25 protein-coding genes are annotated in these 22,806 nt (G+C 42.8%); 2 read left to right on the top strand and 23 right to left on the bottom strand.

Annotation, left to right across the window (positions count from 1 at the left end):
- Positions 1-386: 386 nt before the first annotated feature.
- The 19 genes from AA0Y26_RS05675 to AA0Y26_RS05585 form a co-directional block, all read right to left on the bottom strand.
- Entirely contained in the window at positions 387-620 is a 234-nt protein-coding gene (locus AA0Y26_RS05675; protein ID WP_413365905.1) for a hypothetical protein, read from the bottom strand.
- A gap of 406 nt (positions 621-1,026) precedes the next feature.
- Positions 1,027-2,232 (bottom strand): MFS transporter, encoded by a 1,206-nt coding sequence (locus AA0Y26_RS05670; protein ID WP_413365903.1) that lies wholly within the window; start codon positions 2,230-2,232, stop codon positions 1,027-1,029.
- A 1-nt stretch (position 2,233) separates the two neighbouring features.
- The gene (locus AA0Y26_RS05665) at positions 2,234-3,514 is read right to left on the bottom strand and encodes a TRAP transporter large permease (RefSeq protein ID WP_413365901.1); all 1,281 of its coding nucleotides are present in this window, start codon (positions 3,512-3,514) and stop codon (positions 2,234-2,236) included.
- Complete coding sequence (locus tag AA0Y26_RS05660) at positions 3,511-4,017, bottom strand: TRAP transporter small permease (protein ID WP_413365899.1); 507 nt, start codon at positions 4,015-4,017, stop codon at positions 3,511-3,513. The genes AA0Y26_RS05665 and AA0Y26_RS05660 overlap by 4 nt, the downstream gene beginning before the upstream one ends.
- 27 nt (positions 4,018-4,044) lie before the next feature.
- Positions 4,045-5,091, bottom strand: a complete 1,047-nt coding sequence (locus AA0Y26_RS05655) for a TRAP transporter substrate-binding protein (RefSeq protein ID WP_413365897.1) — start codon at positions 5,089-5,091, stop codon at positions 4,045-4,047.
- A complete protein-coding gene (locus AA0Y26_RS05650; protein WP_413365896.1) occupies positions 5,088-5,303 on the bottom strand; it encodes a 4-oxalocrotonate tautomerase in 216 nt (71 codons plus the stop codon). The genes AA0Y26_RS05655 and AA0Y26_RS05650 overlap by 4 nt, the downstream gene beginning before the upstream one ends.
- Positions 5,304-5,315: 12 nt before the next feature.
- Positions 5,316-6,089 carry a 2-keto-4-pentenoate hydratase gene (locus AA0Y26_RS05645; protein ID WP_413365894.1) on the bottom strand — a complete coding sequence of 258 codons (774 nt, stop codon included), beginning with the start codon at positions 6,087-6,089 and terminating at the stop codon, positions 5,316-5,318.
- Positions 6,089-7,102: a 4-hydroxy-2-oxovalerate aldolase gene (gene dmpG, locus AA0Y26_RS05640; RefSeq protein WP_413368071.1), complete on the bottom strand. Its 1,014-nt coding sequence runs from the start codon at positions 7,100-7,102 to the stop codon at positions 6,089-6,091. Before dmpG ends, AA0Y26_RS05645 begins: the two co-directional genes overlap by 1 nt.
- On the bottom strand, positions 7,099-7,986 hold the full coding sequence (locus AA0Y26_RS05635) for an acetaldehyde dehydrogenase (acetylating) (protein ID WP_413365892.1): 888 nt from the start codon (positions 7,984-7,986) through the stop codon (positions 7,099-7,101). The genes dmpG and AA0Y26_RS05635 overlap by 4 nt, the downstream gene beginning before the upstream one ends.
- Before the next feature lie 11 nt (positions 7,987-7,997).
- Complete coding sequence (locus AA0Y26_RS05630) at positions 7,998-8,777, bottom strand: 2-keto-4-pentenoate hydratase (RefSeq protein WP_413365890.1); 780 nt, start codon at positions 8,775-8,777, stop codon at positions 7,998-8,000.
- 16 nt (positions 8,778-8,793) lie between these two features.
- On the bottom strand, positions 8,794-10,260 hold the full coding sequence (locus tag AA0Y26_RS05625) for an aldehyde dehydrogenase (RefSeq protein ID WP_413365889.1): 1,467 nt from the start codon (positions 10,258-10,260) through the stop codon (positions 8,794-8,796).
- Between the two features lie 108 nt (positions 10,261-10,368).
- On the bottom strand, positions 10,369-10,833 hold the full coding sequence (locus AA0Y26_RS05620; protein WP_413365887.1) for a RidA family protein: 465 nt from the start codon (positions 10,831-10,833) through the stop codon (positions 10,369-10,371).
- A complete protein-coding gene (locus AA0Y26_RS05615) occupies positions 10,833-11,843 on the bottom strand; it encodes an amidohydrolase family protein (RefSeq protein ID WP_413365885.1) in 1,011 nt (336 codons plus the stop codon). The genes AA0Y26_RS05620 and AA0Y26_RS05615 overlap by 1 nt, the downstream gene beginning before the upstream one ends.
- Positions 11,834-12,388, bottom strand: coding sequence for a 3-hydroxyanthranilate 3,4-dioxygenase (locus AA0Y26_RS05610; RefSeq protein WP_413365883.1), 555 nt, complete (start codon positions 12,386-12,388; stop codon positions 11,834-11,836). The genes AA0Y26_RS05615 and AA0Y26_RS05610 overlap by 10 nt, the downstream gene beginning before the upstream one ends.
- 16 nt (positions 12,389-12,404) lie before the next feature.
- Positions 12,405-13,160: an IclR family transcriptional regulator gene (locus AA0Y26_RS05605; RefSeq protein ID WP_413365881.1), complete on the bottom strand. Its 756-nt coding sequence runs from the start codon at positions 13,158-13,160 to the stop codon at positions 12,405-12,407.
- Between the two features lie 24 nt (positions 13,161-13,184).
- Entirely contained in the window at positions 13,185-14,663 is a 1,479-nt protein-coding gene (locus tag AA0Y26_RS05600) for a 4-hydroxyphenylacetate 3-hydroxylase family protein (RefSeq protein WP_413365880.1), read from the bottom strand.
- Between the two features lie 3 nt (positions 14,664-14,666).
- Complete coding sequence (locus AA0Y26_RS05595; RefSeq protein ID WP_413365878.1) at positions 14,667-15,155, bottom strand: flavin reductase family protein; 489 nt, start codon at positions 15,153-15,155, stop codon at positions 14,667-14,669.
- A gap of 489 nt (positions 15,156-15,644) precedes the next feature.
- Complete coding sequence (locus AA0Y26_RS05590) at positions 15,645-16,991, bottom strand: GntP family permease (RefSeq protein WP_413365877.1); 1,347 nt, start codon at positions 16,989-16,991, stop codon at positions 15,645-15,647.
- 12 nt (positions 16,992-17,003) lie between these two features.
- On the bottom strand, positions 17,004-18,131 hold the full coding sequence (locus tag AA0Y26_RS05585) for a glycerate kinase (protein ID WP_413365875.1): 1,128 nt from the start codon (positions 18,129-18,131) through the stop codon (positions 17,004-17,006).
- Between the two features lie 124 nt (positions 18,132-18,255).
- Here AA0Y26_RS05585 and AA0Y26_RS05580 point away from each other — a divergent pair, with 124 nt between their 5' ends.
- Positions 18,256-19,320 (top strand): CdaR family transcriptional regulator, encoded by a 1,065-nt coding sequence (locus AA0Y26_RS05580; RefSeq protein ID WP_413365873.1) that lies wholly within the window; start codon positions 18,256-18,258, stop codon positions 19,318-19,320.
- Positions 19,321-19,409: 89 nt separating this feature from the next.
- On the opposite strand, the gene AA0Y26_RS05575 is transcribed toward AA0Y26_RS05580, so the two are convergent.
- A complete protein-coding gene (locus AA0Y26_RS05575) occupies positions 19,410-20,147 on the bottom strand; it encodes a siderophore biosynthesis protein (protein WP_413365871.1) in 738 nt (245 codons plus the stop codon).
- Positions 20,148-20,933: 786 nt separating this feature from the next.
- Between AA0Y26_RS05575 and AA0Y26_RS05570 the strand changes: the two genes are divergently transcribed.
- A complete protein-coding gene (locus AA0Y26_RS05570; RefSeq protein ID WP_413365869.1) occupies positions 20,934-21,116 on the top strand; it encodes a hypothetical protein in 183 nt (60 codons plus the stop codon).
- A 219-nt stretch (positions 21,117-21,335) separates the two neighbouring features.
- Here AA0Y26_RS05570 and AA0Y26_RS05565 read toward each other — a convergent pair whose 3' ends face one another.
- The 3 genes from AA0Y26_RS05565 to AA0Y26_RS05555 all read right to left on the bottom strand — a co-directional run bounded on the left by AA0Y26_RS05565 (position 21,336) and on the right by AA0Y26_RS05555 (position 22,800).
- Complete coding sequence (locus tag AA0Y26_RS05565) at positions 21,336-21,536, bottom strand: hypothetical protein (protein ID WP_413365867.1); 201 nt, start codon at positions 21,534-21,536, stop codon at positions 21,336-21,338.
- A gap of 151 nt (positions 21,537-21,687) precedes the next feature.
- A complete protein-coding gene (locus AA0Y26_RS05560; protein ID WP_413365865.1) occupies positions 21,688-21,840 on the bottom strand; it encodes a hypothetical protein in 153 nt (50 codons plus the stop codon).
- 168 nt (positions 21,841-22,008) lie between these two features.
- Positions 22,009-22,800: a putative hydro-lyase gene (locus AA0Y26_RS05555; RefSeq protein ID WP_413365864.1), complete on the bottom strand. Its 792-nt coding sequence runs from the start codon at positions 22,798-22,800 to the stop codon at positions 22,009-22,011.
- Between the last annotated feature and the right edge of the window lie 6 nt (positions 22,801-22,806).

The following is a 22,806-nucleotide window of genomic DNA, read 5'->3' as shown; positions in this document are numbered from 1 at the left end:
AATGTTAATTGTATTTTATTTTTTATATAAAAATACCACTAAAAGGAATGTATTTATTTTATTCCCATTTATATAAACCAGTAAAATCAAGAGTTCAAACAAATAGTGGTCGAACTTTATCGCTCTGGGAACCAACTATCCGGCGAATACGGTGTATCAGAAGTAACCATCTTTTAAGTGAATTAAACTATATTATCCGATTGACGAAACAAACGAGTTAACGACAGTTGAAGTCGCTGCAATCCCAAGAGAAATTCAAGCCCCCATCCCCAATAATCTTTGTTTTGTTTGGTTTTGACATTCCACAAGTTATTTAGAACATTAATAAAAAGAACTAACTCAGAAAGAGGTAGTTCAAAATTCTCGTATTCACAAGTCCATCCGTCTTACTCTCGACCGGGGGGCCTGACTAATGTATTTAGTTCTTCGGCTAATTTTGCCAGCTGGCCTGAACCGGCAGCTACTTCTTCCATCATGCTGCTTATTTGTTGGGAAGAGGCTGATGTTTGTTCGACACCGGCTGCTGATTCTTCAGAGACAGAGGCGATTTCATGAATGGCTGCATTCATCTGCTGGACATTTGCTGTAATTTCAGCTGGATTAGTTGTAATGCTGTTCACCAGTTCTGTGACCGCTTCACTGATTTTATGGAAAGTGCCGCCCGTCGATTCGATTTCGATCTGTGCTTTTCCTTCTGCTACTTCCTTATATCCATCTTTCAGCGAGTCCGATACAAGTCCCGATTCTTTTTGAATGTTCCCTACTATACTAGTTATATCCGTTACAGAATCAGATACTTGTTCCGCTTAATAGAAAGAAAACAAGAACAATGAGAATGAAGCAAGCTAAAGGAAAGTATAAACCAATCATAATATACAAAATAGCTTAAAAGCTCTGCTAGGAAATGAAGCAAAGCCTCTAAATACCCAGGATTTAATCAAGCCGTTTGAAGCGTTAATCTAAAAAAGGAGTTGTCCAGAGAGAAAAAACTCTCTAGACACCCCTTGCAAAACAAGAAATCTATATTCATATATCAACCACTCTCTTACTACTCATAAACACCCAGCCCAGGATCATCAAACAGAGCGCACTCGAGCCGGCCAAAAAGATGCCGCCATACAAATAGCCCGCCATATCCGTTAAATAACCAAAAACCGGTGGAACTATGAACACACCTACCGAGGCAAAGGTGACACTGTAGCCGCTTGCCGAGCCGCTGATGGATCTTGGTACACTTTCTACCGCCAAGTTCATCCATACCCCGTTAAAGCCGGACAATGTAAAGCCGACACTGGCAATGATGATGACCGTAATCCAGACCGCATTTACTTCATACAGCGCCCATAAGGCAATCGGAAACCAGGCTGTAATGATCATGAGTACGATCCAGCGGTTTCCATTGAACCACGCGTCGCTCATCATGCCCCAAAAGACTCTTCCTGCGGCTCCACAAATTTCCGAAAATGCCAGTGCCAAGCCGGCAGTATAAATGGACCAGCCCTTTGCCCCGCTCAAAAACAGTAATAAGTAAGTATTAAAAGTCACCTGCATTCCCATTAAAAGCAGTGCAATAAAGGTTGTAAAAAAAAGCATTTTAGAGGTAAAGAGCTTTTTTAACTGCCCGAGCAGCGATGACTCCGTAGAACGCAGCGTTAAAAACACGCCCGAATAGGCCCGCATCACGTTATATACGATAAAAGCAAATACGAGTAAGCCTATTGCCGCTCCCTTTACAGCCCACTGCCATCCTATTTTTTCAGCAAGCGCAAGCAATAGAATGCTTGAAAGAGCCGAGCCTAATGTGATGGACATCTGTTTAAGCCCCATAGGGAATGTGACCTTTTGGACGGGGTACAGCTGGATAAGCATTTTGTTTGTGACAGGATGCATGCCCCCGTATCCTAATCCTGCCAATGTAATAAACAGCAATGCAACTATATATGTGTTCTGCACTGTCGCAAACAGGAAAAATCCTCCCCCTACAGTCAGCATGAGCAACAAAAGTAAGCGGTGTGTTGCGATATAATCGGCAAAAAACCCCACCGGCAGCGTAGCCAGAAACTGGCCTAGAAATAAGGCAGTCGGCAGGAAGCCAAGCTGAAAATTCGTCAACTGCAGGCTGTCGCCAATATAAATGGCAAAGGGGTTCAAGCTCCTCCCGACAAACGCTGTCAACAGCTGCGAGAAAATAATAAGTATGACGAATGTCCGCGTATTTATAGCTTTTTCCATGCTAGAATCCTAGTGCATCAGGTATGAACAACACAAGCTGTGGAATATACGTGATGATCATTAATACGACAATCGACACGATAATGAAAGGAAATACCGCTTTTACAAGTGTTTCAAATTTCACCTCTGCCATGGAAGACACAATGAATAGACCTGTTCCTACCGGCGGTGTTAATAACCCTAATGTTAAGTTGATACATATAATGACACCAAAATGGACAGGATCGATCTGCAGTGCCTGGACCAGCGGCATAAACACAGGAACTAAAATAACAAGCGCCGCTATACCATCGAGCAGCATACCTACAATCAGCAGCAAGACATTTACAAGCAGCAGGAATACCCATGGACTTTCCGTTATGTTTAAAATCAGGTCTGCCAGCAGCTGCGGAATTTGCTCGAAAGCAATCATCCAGCCGAAAATATTCGCCATGATGATTAAAAATGTGACAGTTGCCGTATTCGTAACCGTATTGATAAGCATTTTCGGGAATTTTTTAAAGTCCAGTTCCCGGTAAATGACAGCCCCTACAATGATCGCCAGTAAACAGGCAACGGCAGCGGATTCTGTTGCCGTAAAAACTCCTGTTAAAATTCCCACTACAACAGTAAGCGGGATCAATAATGCCGGCAGCATTTTAATCGTCCCCTGCACTATTTCACGGAAGGAAGCCCTTTCGCTTTTCGGGAAGCCCTGCTTATATCCCATATAAGCAATCATTAATATAAAGGCAATGCCATAAAGAATACCCGGTAATATCCCTGCCATAAACATGGCGCCGATCGATGTACTTGATAATGTCCCATAAATGATAAAAATCATGCTCGGCGGAATAATTGGTGCTATGATCGACGAAGCCAATGTAATAGCGCCTGCAAATTCCCTTTTATAGCCTTCCTTCTCCATTTGCGGAACCATTACTTTACTCATCATGGCCGCCTGGGCATTGGCCGATCCCAAAATAGACGCCAGAAACATATTGGCAACAACTGTTACATAGGCAAGTCCGCCTCGGAAATGACCTAATAATAGTTTGGCAAAATTCACAAGGCGCGTAGTAATGCCGCCCTCATTCATGATTTCACCCATTAACATAAACAGCGGGATTGCCAATAGACCGAAGTTTTCCAGCCCCGAAAACATGCGCAGCGGAGTTGACTCCAACAGCAAAGCCTGGCCATTTAGCAAAAAGTAAATAACCGTAATGATTCCCAGCACCATCGAAATCGGAATCCCCATAATCAATAGTAGGATGAATAAAGCGATTGTAAGAAATGTCATATCCCTTTATCCCCCTCTGTGCCAGGGATATCCCTTTGATGACGAAACAGCCGGATCAACCGGGAGATGATATGGATGACCGCAAATAAAATACCGATTGGCACAGCACTGTACGGAATCCACATCGGCATACCTAATGAGGTGGACTTTTGCAGCATCGTGGAAGGCAGCATCACCCATTTGGAAGCGTAAAATAAAATAATAAATAAAAACAACAGCATAATGATATCTTGGACAATGCGCAATATTCTTTGCTTATTTTCAGATAATGCATCTACCAAAAAGGTAACCGAGGCTTGTGTACCGTATTTCAAGCCCCAGCTACCGCCGATAAACGAAAACCAAATAAATAAGTAAATGGAAACTTCGCTTGCCCAAGGGATCGGATCTTTTAAAAAGTAGCGGAAGGTAACGGCAGCAATCATAACGATTGTCAAAATCCCCATTAATAGCCCCATAATGACTTCCTCTACTTTAGTAATGACATTGCTTAACTTTGTCATCCCCATACCCCCAAGTCATTTTACTTATTACCGATTTTCTTCGATAAACGTTTTAATCAAGTCTGATTGCCCGCCGTATTCCTTATCGAATGCTTTGATTTGCTTCTCAAAGACACTCGCGTCAACCCCGTACACTTCCATTCCCTGGCTTTCCAGCTCCTTACGAAACTCCTCTTCTTGCCCCGAACGTGTTTTTACAGCAAAGTCACTTGCTGTTTTCCATGCTTGTGTAATGGCATCCTGTGCCTCTTGTGACAGGGAGGAGAATTTTTTCTCGTTTGTTAGAATAGTAGAAGGCCATACCATATGATTTGTTACTGCTACATATTTGGCAATCTCTGAATATTTATTTGTAATCGTTGCATCAAGGTCCATATCCATCCCGTCAATAACCCCTGTTTGCAATGCAGAATATACTTCTGTTAATGAAAGGGATTCGGGGGCAGCCCCTGCGTTTTTATAAAAGGACTGCAAAACGGGACTTGGTGTTACACGCAGTTTCAGCCCTTTTAAATCATCCGTTGATTCAATTTTGTTATCTTTTGTTACCATTGTCCGCTGACCGGCGAATAAATAAGTGAGCCCCTTTAAGCCTGTCCCCTCTACCTTCCGCAAAATTTCCTGTCCTGTTTCCGAAGCTGCAGCTGCATTTGCTTCTTCAAGTGTTTCAAATAAATACGGGGCAAACCATCCTGCCATTTCAGGTGTACGCGACGTTAAATATGCTGCTGTAATCATCGCCATATCAACAGATCCCGCTTCTACCTGCTGTACCATATCGGCTTCTGAACCAAGTTGGCTGGCCGGGAAGATTTCCACCTTCATTTTGCCTCCTGTTATTGACTCTAGTTCTTCTTTAAATTTCTCCGAAGCTTGATGCCACATATGATCCGTTGCTGTAATGTGGGCAAGCTTCAATGTCATTTCAGGATAGCCATTGTTCGTTGTTGCACTTACATTCACACTGTCTCCTGATGAATCCCCAGTTTCCGTCTCTTTACTACTGCATGCTGTTACTAAAAGCATAAGCAATAAAAACAAAGACCATTTTCCAACCTTCAAGAACTGTTTCATTTGACCTCTCCCTTATCTATTTTTTTTCGGTATTGAGCCATCGTTTCTCCGTTAATGCCCCAATGTTCTAGAGGTATTTCCTGAATAATTACACGAATGCGTTCTTTAGGGACATCAGCGGCTTTAGACAATGTTTCCGTCACCTCATAAATGATTTCACGCTTCTGATCAGCGCTTCTGCCCTCTAATAGTTGAATTTGTACAATTGGCATAGCGAATCACCTTTACTTAACATGCAGAGTCAAAATTCCCAATGGGCCATAGTTAGCTGTCACCATATCACCAGCCTTCACAGCTACAGCATCTGTCATGGCACCTGCCAGTACAACCTCGCCCGGCATGATGCCTCTTCCTTCTTTACTAAGCTGGGCCAGCAGTTCCATTACAGAATGAATCGGGTGATCCAGGATGGCCGCTCCGACACCTTCGTGTTTTTTCTCATCGTTTTGGTACATGCTTACTTGAACGGCAGCCCAGTTTGTTGTAGTTGGTGCATACGGCTGGCTGCCTAATAGAAATTTTGTCGAAGATGCATTATCTGCAATGACATCGGGTAATGAGAACGAAAAGTTTTCATAGCGGCTGTCAATGACCTCTAACGCGAGATATACATATTCCACTGCTGTCCACACCTGCTGGGGAGTTACATTGTCACCTGCAATCGCCTTTTTAAATGTAAAGGCGATTTCCGGCTCTACCCGCGGATGGATATAGTCAGCAGCAACAATTTCGTTCGTACGCAAAAGCATGTTTTCTGTAAGACGTCCGTAAATGGTTGAGTCTACACCAACCTGCTGCTGCTTTGCCTTGCTTGTCAGCCCCATTTTCCAACCGATGAACGGATTATCAGCTGAGATTGATTTCTCTATGCTTAACCGCTGAATTTCATATGCCTCTTCTATCGTTAAGGCTGGATGGCTGTTCGTTATTTTTTCTATCGCTTCTTTATTCATCTGTGCATTTGCTACCCGTTCGACATATTCAAATACGTTCCCCACTACACACTCACCTTTTTCTCCGCCATTTGTTGGGCTGTTTCGATGATTGTATCTTCCTGCCCCCCTACGACGTTGCGTTTTCCTAATTCAATCAGAATATCACGGGAGTCTACACCAAACTTTTCACCGGCAATTACCGCATGCCGCAAAAAGCTTGAATAGACGCCTGCATAGCCCATAATGAAGCTGCTGCTTGTAATATCCTGCGGTGCTGGTAAAATATTGGCCCGGACATAGTCAGCCAAATCCAGCATTCTATATAAATCGATATTTGTGTCAATCCCCATCCGGTCAAGCACCCCTACCAGCACTTCTGTTTGTGTATTGCCTGCACCTGCACCAAGACAGCATACACTTCCATCTATTCGATTGGCCCCCGCCTCAATTGCGGCTAACGAATTGGCTACAGCGAGCGATAGATTGTTATGTGCATGGAAGCCGATATCTACGGATAAGTGCTCTTTTAGCAGACTGATCCGGGCTTGCACATCTCCCGGAAGCATCGCGCCTGCCGAATCAGTTACGTATACGGCATCCGCCCCATAGGATTCCATTAGCTTTGCCTGCTCCAGCACTACTTCAGGCGGCGCGCTGTGCGACATCATTAAAAACCCGATTGTCTCCATTCCCATGCTTTTCGCCGTTTCGATATGCTGCTTCGAAACATCGGCCTCCGTTACATGTGTAGCGACCCGCACCATGCGTGCTCCTGCTTGATAGGCTTCCTTTAGATCTTCAATTGTCCCGATACCTGGCAGCAGCAATACGGAAATAATGGAATCGCCGGCTACTTCAACCGCTGCTTTTACAAGATCTATATCATATTCTTTTGAAAGACCGTATTGTAAAGAAGATCCTCCCAAACCATCGCCATGTGTTACCTCAATATAGGGAACACCCGCTTTGCTTGCTTGCTCTACAACATAGCGAACCTGCTCTTTAGTAAATTGATGGCCCACAACATGGCTTCCGTCCCGCAAGGCAACTTCTGTTAATAGAATTTTCCCCATTATATTCCTACCTCTTTTTTCTGCAGCTGCTGAGCCATAATCTCTCCAACTTTTAACGCAGCGGCAGTCATGATATCCAGATTCCCGGCATAAACCGGTAAATAATCTCCTAACCCTTCTACCTCTAAAAAGACTTTTACTTCTCTTCCTTCAATTAACGGATCTATTTTCAGGCGGTATCCGGGAACATAAGAATTTACGTCCTTTACAATCTGCTCAATAGCCGTCTTCATTTGGTCAGGCTCTTTAACATCTTCTTCGAGTAAGCACGATACAGTATCCCGCATCAGCATTGGGGGCTCGGCAGGATTTAGGATAATAATCGCTTTTCCTTTTTTGGCGCCCCCTACTTCTTCAATCGCTCTAGCTGTTGTTTGTGTAAATTCATCGATATTGGCCCGTGTACCTGGTCCTGCACTTTTTGAAGCAATCGTTGCGATGATTTCTGCATATTCTACATTTTGCACCTGCTGGATAGCATGAATGACGGGAATCGTTGCCTGCCCCCCGCACGTAATCATATTTACAACAGATTCATCGAGGTGTCTTTCCAGATTAACGGTCGGTACAACGAAAGGACCTATCGCAGCCGGTGTTAAATCTATTATTTTTTTGCCAAGCGGCTCTAGCATCTCGACGTGTTTAGCATGTGCTTTGGCAGAAGTGGCATCAAATAATACATCTGCCAGTTCAGGATGCTCCAAAAATCCTTCTATCCCGTTGGAAATGGTGTGGACACCTGCATCTTTTGCCTTTTTTAAGCCGTCAGAGTCCGGGTCGATCCCGATGACGACTGACATGTGCAATAGCTCGGAACGCATGACTTTCTTCATCAAATCCGTACCAATATTACCTGAACCAATAATGCCTACTTTTAATTTCTTCATAATTCCTCCTGTTAACGACAGATAAGTTCCACTTTGCCCAGTGTGTCTCCAAAGTCGGCCACGAAAATATCACCTTCTGCAGCATCAAGCGCTGAAGATAATGCGCCCGATAAAACAATCTCGCCTTTTTTCAATCCGATATTGAAATCAGCCAGTTTGTTGACGAGCCAAGCTACACAAGAAGCGGGGTTTCCAAGCACATCGCTTCCTTTCCCGCTGTTTATTAACTCGCCGTTTTTATAGAAATCCATATGGACAGCAGGCAGGTCAATCTCATCGAGTGTCCGCTTCTTCTCACCTAACACATATTTAGCAGAAGAAGCATTGTCTGCAATCGTATCAAGCAATTTAATATTCCAATTTTTAATTCGGCTGTCTACTACTTCAATGCTGGCCAGTACATAATCCGTTGCGTTGATCACATCCTCGGCAGTAACATTCGGTCCCTTTAAGTCTTCCTTCATGACAAAGGCTACCTCTGCTTCAACGCGCGGCTTTAAACACTCCGAGCAGTCCAGCTCGTTATTTTTCAGCTCCATCGATTCCAGTAAGTGACCATAGTCGGGTTCATCTACCTTCAGCAGCTTTTGCATTGCTTCTGATGTGAGGCCGATTTTTTTGCCCGTTATCTGATCTCCGGCTATTACCTTCTTGTGAATAACCTCCAGCTGGATAGAATACGCATCCTTTAATGTGAAATGTTCCAGCTGCTCTGTTAACGGCTCGATTCCTTCACACTGTTTTTCAGCTTCCATAAATTTATCTGACCACTCAATTAAATTAACGACCATATTAATCACCCAGACTTTATAATTTAATAGTTACATTTGATAGCTCACAGTAAAATTCGAAGCTGTGGGCTCCTCCCTCGCGTCCAATACCGCTATGCTTCATACCGCCGAATGGTGTGCGTAAATCGCGTAAATACCATGTATTCACCCAGACAATGCCGGCTTCGATTTGCCCGGCGACACGGTGCGCCCGACGTAAATCATTTGTCCAGATCGTAGCACCCAGCCCGTATGTTGTATCATTTGCATACGCAATCACTTCTTCTTCTGTATCAAACGGCATGACCGTCACTACCGGGCCGAAAATCTCCTCTTTTATACAGCGGGATTCTTCCGGCAGCCCGACAATAATGGTCGGCTCAATAAAATAGCCCTTTTCTAAATGATCCGGACGCTTGCCGCCTGTTAAAATAGTGCCGCCCTCTTCTTTTGCAATATCAATATAATGCATCACTTTTTCATAATGCTCTTTTCCGACGACAGACCCGATATTTGTATTCGGATCAAATGGATCACCTATTACTAACTCTTTTGTGCGTGCGGTGAATCGATCTAAAAATATATCCATTATCGATCGTTCAACATAGATTCTAGACGCGCATAGACAGACCTGCCCCTGGTTGCGGAAGCTTGAATGAAGCGTTGTTTCCACAACTTCGTCAATATCAGAGTCCGCAAAAATGATACTAGGATTTTTACCGCCCAATTCAAAGGACACTTTCTTTAATGTAGGTGCTGCCGCCTTCATAATGACCGTTCCTGTCCGTGTCTCCCCCGTAAATGTAATAGCATCCACCTGAGGATGTTCGGATAAAAATGCCCCGGCGGAATCACTTCCAAATCCGTGCACTACATTCACTACACCATCCGGTACACCCGCCTCTTTACAGAGCGCCGCCAGCTTCGTTGCCGTCATCGGCGTCAGTTCGGCCGGCTTCATGACAGCGGTACTTCCTGCTGCTAAACACGGTGCCAGCTTCCATGTTAATAACAATAACGGCAGATTCCACGGGTTAATCATGGCGACAACCCCTACAGGACGGGTAATAGAATAATGCAAGGCAATATTGTCCTGATGATACGCTTCATTTCCCAGGGAAGTGACGTAGTCCGCGAAAAAATGAAAATTATGGGCAGCTCTTTTAATATCCATTTCAAGCGCCAATTCATAGGGCTTCCCTGTATCTAAAGCTTCAAGTGCCGCTAGCTCCTCCACATTTTCCAAAATGAGATCGCCGATTTTACGAATGATTTGCGAGCGCTGCTTCACCGTATACTGAGACCATTCACCCTTTAAAGCCGCTTTGGCTGCTTTCACTGCCTGGTCTACCTCTTGCTGTGTTGCTTCTGCCACCCATCCGATTACTTCCTCAGTAGCCGGATTGATGTTCAAGAATCTTCTTTCTTCCGGCGCTTCGATATATTGACCATTAATAAAATTTTGACAATCAATTCCTTTAACCGCTTTTTGTAACTGCTGCATTTTCCCCCTACACCAACGTGTAGAATTCACCTCGCTTTTTTTGAATAAATAAAGATAGCAGCTTTCTGGAAAATGAAACTATTCACTTCCTTAAAGCTGCTCCACAAGTTATTCTTCTTCCACTTCCACGATCATTTCGATTTCAATTGCTGTATTATTCGGCAATTGGGCGAGCCCGACAGCCGAGCGGGCGTGTTTTCCCTTTTCGCCAAACACCTCAACCAAAAGGTCCGACGCACCGTTCATTACTTTTGGCTGATCTGTAAAATGCGGAGCGGAATTTACCATGCCCAAAATTTTGACAACACGTTTTATTTTCGAAAGTTCACCTAATTCATGCTTAAGCACCGACAGTAAATTAATCATGGATTGTCGACTTGCAGCATATCCGTCTTCTACGGTTAAATTTTCGCCTAATTTGCCGTGGTATTGATCGACCCCCTGGCCGGACGTAAAAATTAAATTACCTGTCCGGACACAGCTGACATAATTGCCTACCGCTTGCCGGGGCGCTGCAATTTCAATTCCTAAATTCCGCAGACGCTCTTCCGGTGATTGAGTTTGACTGATCATTATTTTCCAACACCACTCTTTTGGTAGTTTAAAAATTGCAGGGCATTCTCCCCTAAAATCGCTTTTTTTACTTCTGTTGGAAGATCCGGAGAGTCATCTATCACTTTTCCGGGATCAATTTCTCTTAATAAAAACGGATAATCCGATCCCATAATGATCTTGTCATGGCCGAATCGTTCGATTAAGAATGCCAAATTATCTTTATCGTAAACTAGCGAGTCAAAATAGAAATTCTTTGCATAATGACTAGGAGGATGCTCTGTTAAGCGAAGATGGGGCCATACTTCCCACCCTTGATCCAGCCGGGGCAAAATATATGGAAACGATCCGCCCCCGTGGGCAAAACAAATTTTAAGATTTGGGCATTCTTCCATTACGCCGCTCCAAATCAGGCTTGCACCAGCCAAAGCTGTTTCGCTCGGCATACCGATCGTGTATAAAAAGTTATGACGAGGTGTCCGGTCCTGTGCCATTGTTTCCCAAGGGTGAATAAATAACGGCATTTCCAGCTCTTCAGCTGCCTTGAAGAAAGGCAGTAAATAGGCGGCATCTAAATTCTCGCCATTTACATTCGTCCCAATTTCAATGCCCGCCAACCCCAGCCCTTTACAGCGGCGCATCTCTTCAATTGCTGCATCCGCATCTTGCATAGGGACCGTTCCGAGCCCGATAAAGTAATCTGGATAGTCATTTACGGTGCTGGCGATGAAATCATTTTGAAACTGCGCCAGCTCCAGTGCCTGCTCAATCGGTGCCCAGTATGAAAATGTAACGGGTACCGGTGAGATTACCTGCATATCCACGCCTTCTTTTTTCATATCCTCAATCCGTTTTTCCGGGTCCCAAACTTGATAGGTAACTTCACGAAATACTTTGCCGCTCACCATAATATCCGCACCGCATGAACATTTTTGCTGCAATACAGGCCATTTATGATCGCTATATTTTTCTGAAAAGTCAGGTAACTCTAAAGGGTATATATGGGTATGGAAATCTACTCTCATTTCCATTCCTCTACTGTTTCCGGCATGACATGGCCACATTTATTACATGTGCGCAATTCCTCTGTTGCATTAAAGTGTGCAATTCCCTCTGCAATTTGCTGGCCGATGTTCGTTACTTGCAATGTAGCGCGGTGCAGCTCATGGTCACATTGATCGCATAACCAGACTAGATCCTCTAGTTCTCCTGCTTTTCGTTTATACTCAATCACAATTCCGTACGTATCCGCCACACGGTGCGGTGAATGCGGAACATTGCCCGGTAATACAAACATCTCTCCTTCTTTTACTTCAATTACTTCTCGTTTATTTTCATCATTAATAATTTCTACATAGCAGGAGCCTTTTACTTGATAGAATATTTCATCTGACGGACTGACATGGAACTCACGCCGTGCATTCGGTCCCCCTACAAGCATCACCAGAAACTGTGAATCTTCCCAGAGCGCTTTATTATTTACCGGTGGTTTTAATAGATCCTTGTTATCCTCAATGATTTTCCAAATATTTTGCGAACGTGCCTGCATCTTGCTAATTTCGATTGAATTACTCATTGTAATACCTCCCGATTTAATAATTAATGGTAATATATCCAATCTCACGCGATACATTTTGTGCCGAGCGGATTACTTCATTTAAAATACTTTGGTAGTTGCTACCCTTGAAATAATTTACGTCACTCACAAAATTGAGGGCAGCTACAACTTGACCATTGTAACTTTTAATTGGAGCTGCGATACCGAACGTATCCGTCTCATTTTCGCAATTACTTATGGCATAGCCCTGCTGGCGGATAATTAATAACTCTTTTTTTAAGACATCCATGTCTGTAATTGTATTTTCCGTATAGGAAACCATCCCTTTTTGTGCTACGGCCGGCAAAAAGGAAGGATTATAGGCAAGCAGTACTTTTCCAATACTTGTTGCATGCGCCGGAAACCTTGTCATCCCTATATAAGTCGGAATGACATCAGAATGCGGTGATATGGCCTTGAATATAAAACGAACCTCCCCCTGATCGAACATGCCGACATGTACACTTCCTTTAAAACGATTCACCAGCTTTGCAACGATCGGGGCAACCTCAGTATTAATATCTTGGTGATACATGACCTTGTTGCTCCACTCCAAAATACGCCAGCCTAAACGGTATTTCCGGTCTCTATCCTGCATCAGAATATTTTCTTTGCACATCGTTTTCAGAAAATGATGCACCGAGCTAATAGGAATATTTAATTTTTCTGCAATTTGTTTATTGGACAAAGATGATTCACCCGCAGAAAATAAATCAATTATTTGCGCCATTTTACTAACAGAAGAAATCATTCCTATTACCTCCGTATATGTTTTTTAGTTTGTTTGGGGCTCTTTTAAACAGTTTTCTTTCGCTAAAATTGAGTTTACAAGCTCAAAATTATGCTGTTTTTTGAATTTATTGTAGAAGATTGCACGTTTTCTGATTGGGTCGCCTGTATAATAGCGTTCATATTGTAATGCGCGCATACCGAATGCTTCGCCGCATAAATCCCAGGCGAGTTTGAAAATTTTCATACGCAGCTCTGCATCAATTCCCTCACGTCCCCCGTAATGACGGTCAATGCTCAGACGCAGCTCAGGATTTAAGAAGTCCGCTTCTGTCGGCATCATCAATAATCCACCCGCCCCAATTGTCTGCATCACTTCAACTGCACGCGGATACATTTCCGGCATCATACCGCGGATCGTTTCTAATGCATCGGGGTTTAATCGTGCCTCTCCCCGCTCCGTGATTGTATATTCACGCTCTGCCGTTCTTAACAGTGCCCGAACCACTTCCACCGATTGGACAAGCTCCCCTAAATCTCGCTGGACATTCAAGTACTGGTCAACACCTATGGAATCTGCCACTTTACAAGCAACTTCCACCGCAAATGCGAGTTTAATATAACCACGTACGCTTGATTGATGTGCCGGCTGCTCTGCAATCCCTGTCATCGGATAAAGTAAGTTCGCTGCTTCCACATTGTTATATAAGAACACCTTATCCCATGGAACAATAACATCTTCAAATATAAGTAACGCATCCATTTCTTCATAACGTGATGCCAATGGATGATCAAATGTGGAGCGTGTGCCGTCCTGCACAGGCTCCCGGCAGATAATTTTCAGCCCTTTTGTATCGATCGGAATGGCGAAAGCCAGAGCATATCTTTCATCACCAGGTGCAAAGCCAGGGAAGGAGTAGATAATCACCTCATCTGTCAGTGCCGCCAGTGTAGCAAGCATTTTTGCCCCTCGTACTACAAGTCCTTCAGGTCGTTCCTCTACTGCACCTAAGTGTGTAAATTTGTCTGATTGTTCATGGGATGTTTTACTGCGGTCATTTTGAGGATTGACAATAGCGTGGGTTAAAAATAAATCATTATCACGCAGATATCTGTAATAGCTTTCGATATTTGCTGCCCAGTCTTTATTGTATTTACTTAAAAACCAAGAATTTTGTGCAAGGGATGTTACCACTGTATTTAAAAAGTCTGGTGTGCGTCCCATCAAACCATATGTTTGACGTGCTACTACCTCAAATGCTTTGCTGCGCTTCATAATATCTTCGTATGAGCGGGGCGGTAAAAAAGAGGTAGCCATTCGTTCGCCGGTTTCTTCGCAAATAACGGTTAAATCTTCCTGATAGGCCTGGTCATGCTGCATATCATATAATCTAGCAATCTCCAAGATTGGTTGTTGAAAATAGGGTTCATCGAAAATACTTTCGACTAACTTACCATTAAGCCAAACTTCTGGCTTTCTCGATTTTAGTGCCTCGATATATTGATTTCCTGTGCGAATTCCCATATGCTACACTCCCTTTATAGCTTCAAGATTTACATAGTTCTTTGTCGAGCCCATTTTCCCCTCGAAGAAGGTTAAAGAATCAGTATCCCGGCGATCGAACTCTGTAATCTCGCCTATAAATAGAACATGATCTCCCGCATCATACGTTTGCCAAGGTTTACATTTGAAATAGGCTCCTGCCCCCTGAATGACTGGGGACTCTCCTTCCCTATTCCACTGAATATCCAGCCCTTCTTGCTGCCGTCCCGCAAACTGCCAGGCTATGGCTTCTTGATCTGCAGTCAGGACATTGATGGTGAAATTTTTATTTTGCATTTGTGTATAGGAATTAGTTGTCTTATCGATTGAGACAAGTACAAGCGGTGGATCCAGGGAAACAGATGTAAAAGAGTTTACCGTAATTCCGTTAATATCCTCTTCATCAAACCAAGTAACAACAGTTACACCTGTTGGAAACTTCCCAAAGGCCTGTCTTAGTATTTTACTATCCATACAAATACCTCCTTCCTTCTTATTACTCGCATAATATCATTCTGCTCTTTTTCTGTAATCGCCGAAATTTCACAATATGAAATTTGTTCGTTTTTTCTCAATTTTAACATTAAATTTCTTTTTGTAATCGCTTACTTATTATTTTCTGTATATTCTGTCTTATATTACCGAGCTATATATTATTATTTCTCCAACATTTTTTATCATTTTCTAAAACACATGCTTCTAATTTTTCATATAAGAAGCATCCTTATCGATGTATCAGAAGATCTACTATCACTTCAAATCTGTCGCTTTTCATAAGGGTAAAAAAGGATATTGACCAAGAGTTCAACTCCTGATTAATATCCCTAGCTTTTCACAATATCGTTATTAAAGCCTTTACGAATTGATAATAAAACAATTAGTTGTCCCGCCCTTCCTAAAGAAAAAGCATACCCGCCCCGTTCTGCAAGTATGCTTTCGTATCTTACCTATTAAACTCCTAGTCTACACAAATATTAACCACAAAATCATCGAAACAGCGATCGTCGTTATCCCTTGAAGCAACGTCGCCATAGTTTGTGCTTTGTAGGCTTGTGTTACTTCCATGCCGCTGTATTGTGTCACGACCCAGAAGAAGCTGTCGTTGACATGTGATACGGTCATTGCACCGGCACCAATTGCCATAACAACTAGCGCTAATGGGAGTGCCCCTTCGATTCCAGCAGTGACGAGCATTGGCGCTACTAATGTTGATGTGATGACAAGTGCTGTTGTAGAAGAGCCTTGTGCTGTTTTTAAGGCAGCAGCAATCAGGAATGGAACAAGCAGGAACAGTGAACCTTGTGCCAGTGAACCAAGATCCATTTGCTGCAGCATGTCGCCTACACCTGTTTCCTTAATAACGGTACCGAATGAACCACCTGCTGCCGTGATTAATAGAATCGGTGCTGCATCCTTTAAGCTGTCGCCGATCCAGCCTGTTAATGTTTCTTCATTTAGCTTCGGCAGTAATGGGAAGGCCGCAAATACCCCTAACAATAACGCAACAATCGGACTTCCAATGAAGCGTAAGATCATATTAAATGTAGATTCCGGATCACCTACTAATGCAGCAATCGAACCGATGCCGATTAATACGATTGGCAGGATAATAGGGAAAAATGATTTAAATGTCGATGGCATTTCACCGAAGGATTTAATGACTTCTTCATAATCCATTGCCTCTTCTTTATCCAGCGGCACTTCAATTTTCGCCGCAACTTTTACAGCCCATAAATACCCGACAAATGTCGCTGGAATCGCTACAAGCAACCCGACTAAAATAACTGTTCCTAAGTAATCTGCAGCACCGATATTACCTGCTGCAGCAATTGGTCCCGGCGTTGGCGGGACAAGGACATGTGTGGCATATAAACCTGTTGCAAGGGCTACCCCCATCGATGCAACGGTTACTTTTGCACGCTTTGCCAGTGATTTTTGCAAGCTTGATAGAATGATAAACCCCGAGTCACAAAATACAGGAATGGATACAATATAGCCGATAATGGACATCGCTAATTGCGGGCGTTTTGGCCCTACAATTCGTAAGACGACCTCCGCCATACGGTATGCTGCACCAGAACGTTCTAAAATGACCCCGATCATTGTTCCGGCTACAATAACAATCCCGATGCTCGTCATTAAGCTGCCAAAACCGGTATTAATATTCGTTACGACATCCAGTAACGGCATGCCGCTTGCAATCCCGACAAAGAACGAACTGATGATGAGTGCTAAAAACGGATGGATTTTTAATTTGGCAGTAGCCAGTACGACAAATAACACCCCTATTAAAATGATGACAAATAACATTTTTTCTCCCCCTTAACCGATTAAATGTTGAAACATTTCATATGCCCTTTTTGACAAACAGCTGGATGCTTCTGTCATCGCCACCTCAGTGGGAACAGCATCACTCACTACCGATACCATCTCCTGAAAGTGCGGAGCTAATAGTTCTCTATCTTGATCTTCGATACAGCCGGAAAGCAGCACTACCGGAATATCAAACTGCTTGGCACAATGCAGTACGCCCATTGGTGCTTTCCCGTGCAGTGTCTGTCGATCGGACTTTCCTTCACCTGTTATAATGTAGTCGGCATCCTGGATCTTCTCACAATAATTCGTAACATCCAGCACCAGCTCAATGCCCTGGTGAAACTTCCCGTTAAGAAACGCAATTAACGCGCCCCCCATACCGCCGGCCGCCCCTGCCCCCGGGTAGTCATGCAGGCGGATTCCTTTTTCTGCTTCTACAATATTTGCCCAATGCGTCAGAGCTTGATCAAAATACGCTGCTTCTTCAAGCTTCACACCTTTTTGCGGACCGAAGACTGCGGTAGCACCATTTTCGCCAACTAACGGATTGTTAACATCACATGCAATGGCAATGCTGGAATCATTTAATCTTGTGTCCCAGTTTGAAAAATCCAGTCTTTTTACGTCATACAAACCATCGATTGATTTTTGTACATCAAGTCCATATTCATCTACTAAACGTAATCCCAGTGCCCGCAGCATTCCTACGCCACCATCATTTGTAGCGCTTCCGCCAATACAAATAATAAAGTCTCTGAAACCTTGATCTAATGCCGCTTTAATGAGCTGCCCTGTGCCAAAAGTCGAGGCAATTCGGGGATTTCGCTCATTGTTGTGCAACAGTGTAATACCCGAAGCAGATGCCATTTCTATGACACAAGTCGATTGATTGCCAAGCACGCCAAACGAAGCTTCTATTTCACGCCCAAGAGGATCGAGTACCGTTGTTTGTACAAAACGTCCATCTGTTGCGAGGACAAGAGCATCCATCGTTCCCTCTCCCCCGTCTGCGACAGGCAGTAAAATTGTTTCTACTTCTTGGTTAGCTTGTTGTATTCCTTGTTCGATAGATTTTGCTGCTTCTAAAGCTGTTAATGTCCCTTTAAAAGAGTCAGGACTTATGATGATTTTCATCCCCATTCTCCTTCCGATTAAGCGCTTACAATAATTATAATGACAGACTATTCAAAAAAGCATTATAATGGATGTACAAATTAACTGTATTAGTACAGACTTATTTTTGTACGAGGTGTATAAAATGTTATCTATTAAATTAGCAGAAGAAATTGTGCATCAAACGATGATGCGGCTGCATCACAATATCAATGTCATCAGTACAGACGGTGTCATATTAGCTTCGGGGGATAAGGAACGGATCGATTCTATTCACGAGGGGGCTATCCAAGTTGTACAAACAGGCAGGCCGCTTCTTATAGATGAGCCGCTTTCTGAAGAGTTTTATCATTGTAAGCCCGGCATTAATTTGCCTATAAAATTTCATGAAAAAATTATTGGCGTAATCGGGGTTACGGGAAATCCGCATGATCTGCAGGAAATTGCGAACTTAGTACAGCTTACGACTGAAATGATCGTGCACCAAGTATTGACGGAAAGCAAAAGTGAATGGCAACGGAAAAATGGTGACTTTATTTTTAAAGCATTAATCGATCATGCGCCCATTGACGATGCATTTAAGGAACGTATCGAAAAGCTTTCCTTCCCGCTGGAAGGGCCTTTTCAAATACTGCTCGTCAAGCAAACGGGAGAAGCTTCCAACACATTGCCCCTTCATCTAGAAAATATTCTTTATAAACAGCCAGCTCTCTTTGGGCAGGTCGATCTAAATGAATATTACCTGTTTTTATGCGGACATTCTGTTAAGCGGGCAAAAGAGACAATTCAGCAGCTGGCCAAACTTCAGAAGAAGTTCGACATATGTATCGGTGTCGGTCCGGCTGTAAATGAATTAGAGGAATTGCCTTATGCTTTTAACGGTTCAAAAACAGCTCTTGCCTTTTCAAACGGGCAAGTGACTTATTTTGAGGATGTAGAGGTATATACATTATTTAAAAATCGCAGCAGTTATGAAATTGCGCAGTTTGTAACGAAGATTCATGGGTTAACAGATAAGCTGGCTACAACTTTACTAGCATTTTTCGAAAGCAACCTTCAGTTAAATATATGTGCCGAGAAACTCGGTATTCACCGCCATACCCTCACCTATCGCCTTAACAAAGTGTATAAGTTAACGGGCTACAACCCCCAGCACTTTGAGGATGCATTTGTATTGAAACTTGCGCTTACATTAGAGAATCAGCGGTGATGTCAGGAAAATAGAAAATTGCATGCTAAAAACCCCTTAAATAGTAAGGGGTTTTTAGCTATATGCTGAGACGGATATCGGCTTCTGCCTCACGTATACTCAAAGCAGATAACTGCTTTTTTCAGCTCTTTATTGAAAAATAAATAAATCCGGTCCGCTCCGTAAGCTTGAAAATAATAGCCTGTCGCAAAGCCGATATATGTAAACATGTGATTATTTTCATCTTTTGGCACATACAGCAGATTTGTATAATCAAAAGCATCGGCTTCACTTTCACAGTCCTCCAGCAGCACCTGTCCCTCTTCTGTTGTAAACCGTACATCATCCAAAATGCCATTTACGACAGGATAGCTTAGCCCCCAGCCGGCTGCCTGCTTATCGTTAAAATCCTGCTCCAATACATCTGCGGTTTCAATCGCCCTTCCAAAGCTGGAATAAGGATAGAGGTTACCTCGGCGAAGGAAAAACTGTTTGCGTGCCTCGTAATCTGTTTCGTTTTGTAAATATACGTCCTCTAGTGCCTCATCAGTTTCGGCCTCAAAGTAATCCCACTCTGCCTCAAATTGGTATTTTCCGTCAATAACATTAAAACCAACTGTATCTTCTTTCGTAAAGCGTGTATGAAACTTCTTTGTATTTTCACCGACACAGCCATCATGGATTTCCTTTACTGAGACAATATGCAGCCACTCGTCCCAATCAGGGTCCACGCACTGTAAGTTGATCGAGCAAATAGGCAGGAAATGCTTTTTATGCCGCTCCAGCTCATCATAAAATACTTCTTCATATGAAGGGAACGGCTTAATAAATTGTTCGGGAATGTTCATCCTTGCATCCATCCTTATACTTTTTTTTCCATTTTATCACGCTGGTACGAATAGCGGTTGAATGCGCTCTAGTAACTAGGAAAACAGCTATCTTTTATAGGATATGTAAATATGTTACACTTTTAATAAATTATTGTTGTTTTAAAGAGGGAGTCTTATGTACACGAGATCACCAATTACCTGGATAGCGGATCGCTAGGGGTATTAAGTGAAATATTATTGGTAACGATTTGTATTTCGACGGTTATTTTCTTACGAACGAAAAATCAGTACATTTCCTACTTTTCATTCAAAAACAGGTTATGGGAAAAGAAAAAATCAGTGGGCAACAGGCACAAAACACGTAATACGGCTTTACCTATTGTGAAAGGGTACCCTTAGCAAGCTGCTTATAAATAAAATAGGTATCGCCCTTCTTCTTTTTCTTACTCAGTTAAAGGGGGTGGATAAATGTCCTTTTATTTCCCGATCTTTTTGACAATTGTTTTTGCTGTATTTCAAGGTCATTTTTGTAAAGAAGGGAAACTTACTTACACCATCATATTAGCGTTTTCTTTTACTATGTTGATCAAGCTTGTTTTTATTGACTATTCATTTTTGGCTTACATGATATTGGGAAATTTCTTTTTCTACTTGATGGCGGTGACTACCTACTTTACAAGGCCACAATATTGATGCAGCGATATGCTCGGAAAAGCAATTTCACCTGCTAGAGCGACTAGACAATTACGGTATATGGGAACGAAAAGATGGATAGGTTATCCTATACATTTAGGAGGGAAACATATGAACTTTTTAAAAGGATTATATGTAGTCATGATCATGATGGTATTCGTCAATTTAGGCAGTGAGTTCATCTTAGATGGCGAATATTCAGCTATCGCAAGTTGGATTATCTTAATGTTATTTCTTTTGGGAACAATCTTTTTTGCTAACGCCCGCTTTTACTTACAGAAGAAAACAAAATAATTTCATTTCGCTAGCGGAAAAAAGAAAAGCAGCGGTCCTCTTGTAGGTCTACCAGGAATGCTGCTTCATTTTTTGTTAAATGAATAAGTATGAAATATTATTTCTCAATATTGCCTGCACATAATTTCAAACTATCCAGGCGATATATTGTTTTAGTTTTGGTTAACTTTCGAAATATTATCAAAAGAAATGAAAACAGTCGACAGCTCATGTAAGCCGTCAGTGAATTATACTATAAACGAGCTCGTATCTCTCCACATTTTCATCCGCTTGTACTGGAATGCTCATATTCGGCACCCCTGGTTTTAACCGAATGAAATGTTCGTATATTTCGGGGTTCATCTTGATCATATCCACTCGCTTGCCCTGTGAATATAAATATTCAACGTCTTCTTCAAGCTTGCTTATTAGAAAGTCCAAATCTATTCCTCCTCTTATGTTTCAGCTTTTTATCTCATTATTTTAAAAAGATACACCTGCTTGAAATTTGTTCATTTCTGCCTGGCTTTATACGCCGTTTTTCTTTATTTCGTTGTCTGCGTAAAGAATCGTTTTCTCAATAAAAAGAGACTTAGCTGTGCATCATCACAGCCAAGCCGACTTCTTCTGCTAATTTATTGTATCCGTAAGATGTTTTAATTCCATGTTGTCCAAACCTCAGTTGAGTGACACAGCCAGACCGCAATTCAGGATGAACAAAATGCGGCACAATATCGTTAATCATGACGCCACCGGTCGATGTATAAAAAATATGTTGCTGAAATTCTTTGCTCTCACTAAAAGCCTTTAAAGCGAGCGTCTTTGAAGGCGTACAAGAGCTTACAGAACGAACGAGACCCCAATCCAGTAAAGGATCGGGGCCTCATGTTAATGATAAGAGTGAGTTTTACTTTTAAATTACACTATATACTTCATCACGAATATCGCTGATAAACATGCAGCCCGGTGCGTGGGTAATCATAATGGAGGGCTTGCTTTGCATCGCTACTGCCTGTGGTGTGACACCGCAGGCCCAAAAAACAGGAACTTCTCCTGGTTTAATCGTAACTGCATCACCAAAATCAGGCTTTGTAATATCCTCGATGCCGATTTGGCTCGGGTCGCCGATGTGTAACGGAGCACCATGAACAGCTGGGAAGCGTGAGGTGATCTGAACGGCACGGATAGCGTCCTCTGGCGACATTGGCCGCATGCTGACGACAGTCGGGCCTTCAAATACACCTGCCTTTACACATGGGATGTTCGTCTTGTACATTGGCACATTGCATTTTTCCTCGATATGCCGGACTGGGATACCGCTCTCTAAAAGCGGTGTTTCAAAGGTAAAGCTGCAGCCGATCAGGAAGGCAACCATATCCTCCTCCCAGTAGTCGGTAATATCGGTTACCTCTTCAGTAAAAATGCCATCCCGGTAAATACGGTATTTTGGAATATCCTTTCGAATATCCGCATCCTTCGCGAGTAATGCCGGACTAAATGATCCCACTTCTGTCACATCAAGTACTGGACATTGCTTTTGGTTGCGCTGGCAAAACAATAAGAAGTCAAAGGCGTGCTCCTTCTTCAAAATAGCGAGATTTGCCTGTGTATAGCCTTTTGACATACCCGCAGTCGGCCCTGTAATCTCTTGCTTTCGGATGAGCTCCCGAACATCTTTTGGAGCTAGTGATGAAAAATCATTCATTCCCTT

The sequence above is a fragment of the Lysinibacillus canaveralius genome (assembly GCF_047301505.1).
Classification (GTDB): domain Bacteria; phylum Bacillota; class Bacilli; order Bacillales_A; family Planococcaceae; genus Lysinibacillus_B.
This window is presented reverse-complemented; position numbering and strand designations above follow the sequence as displayed.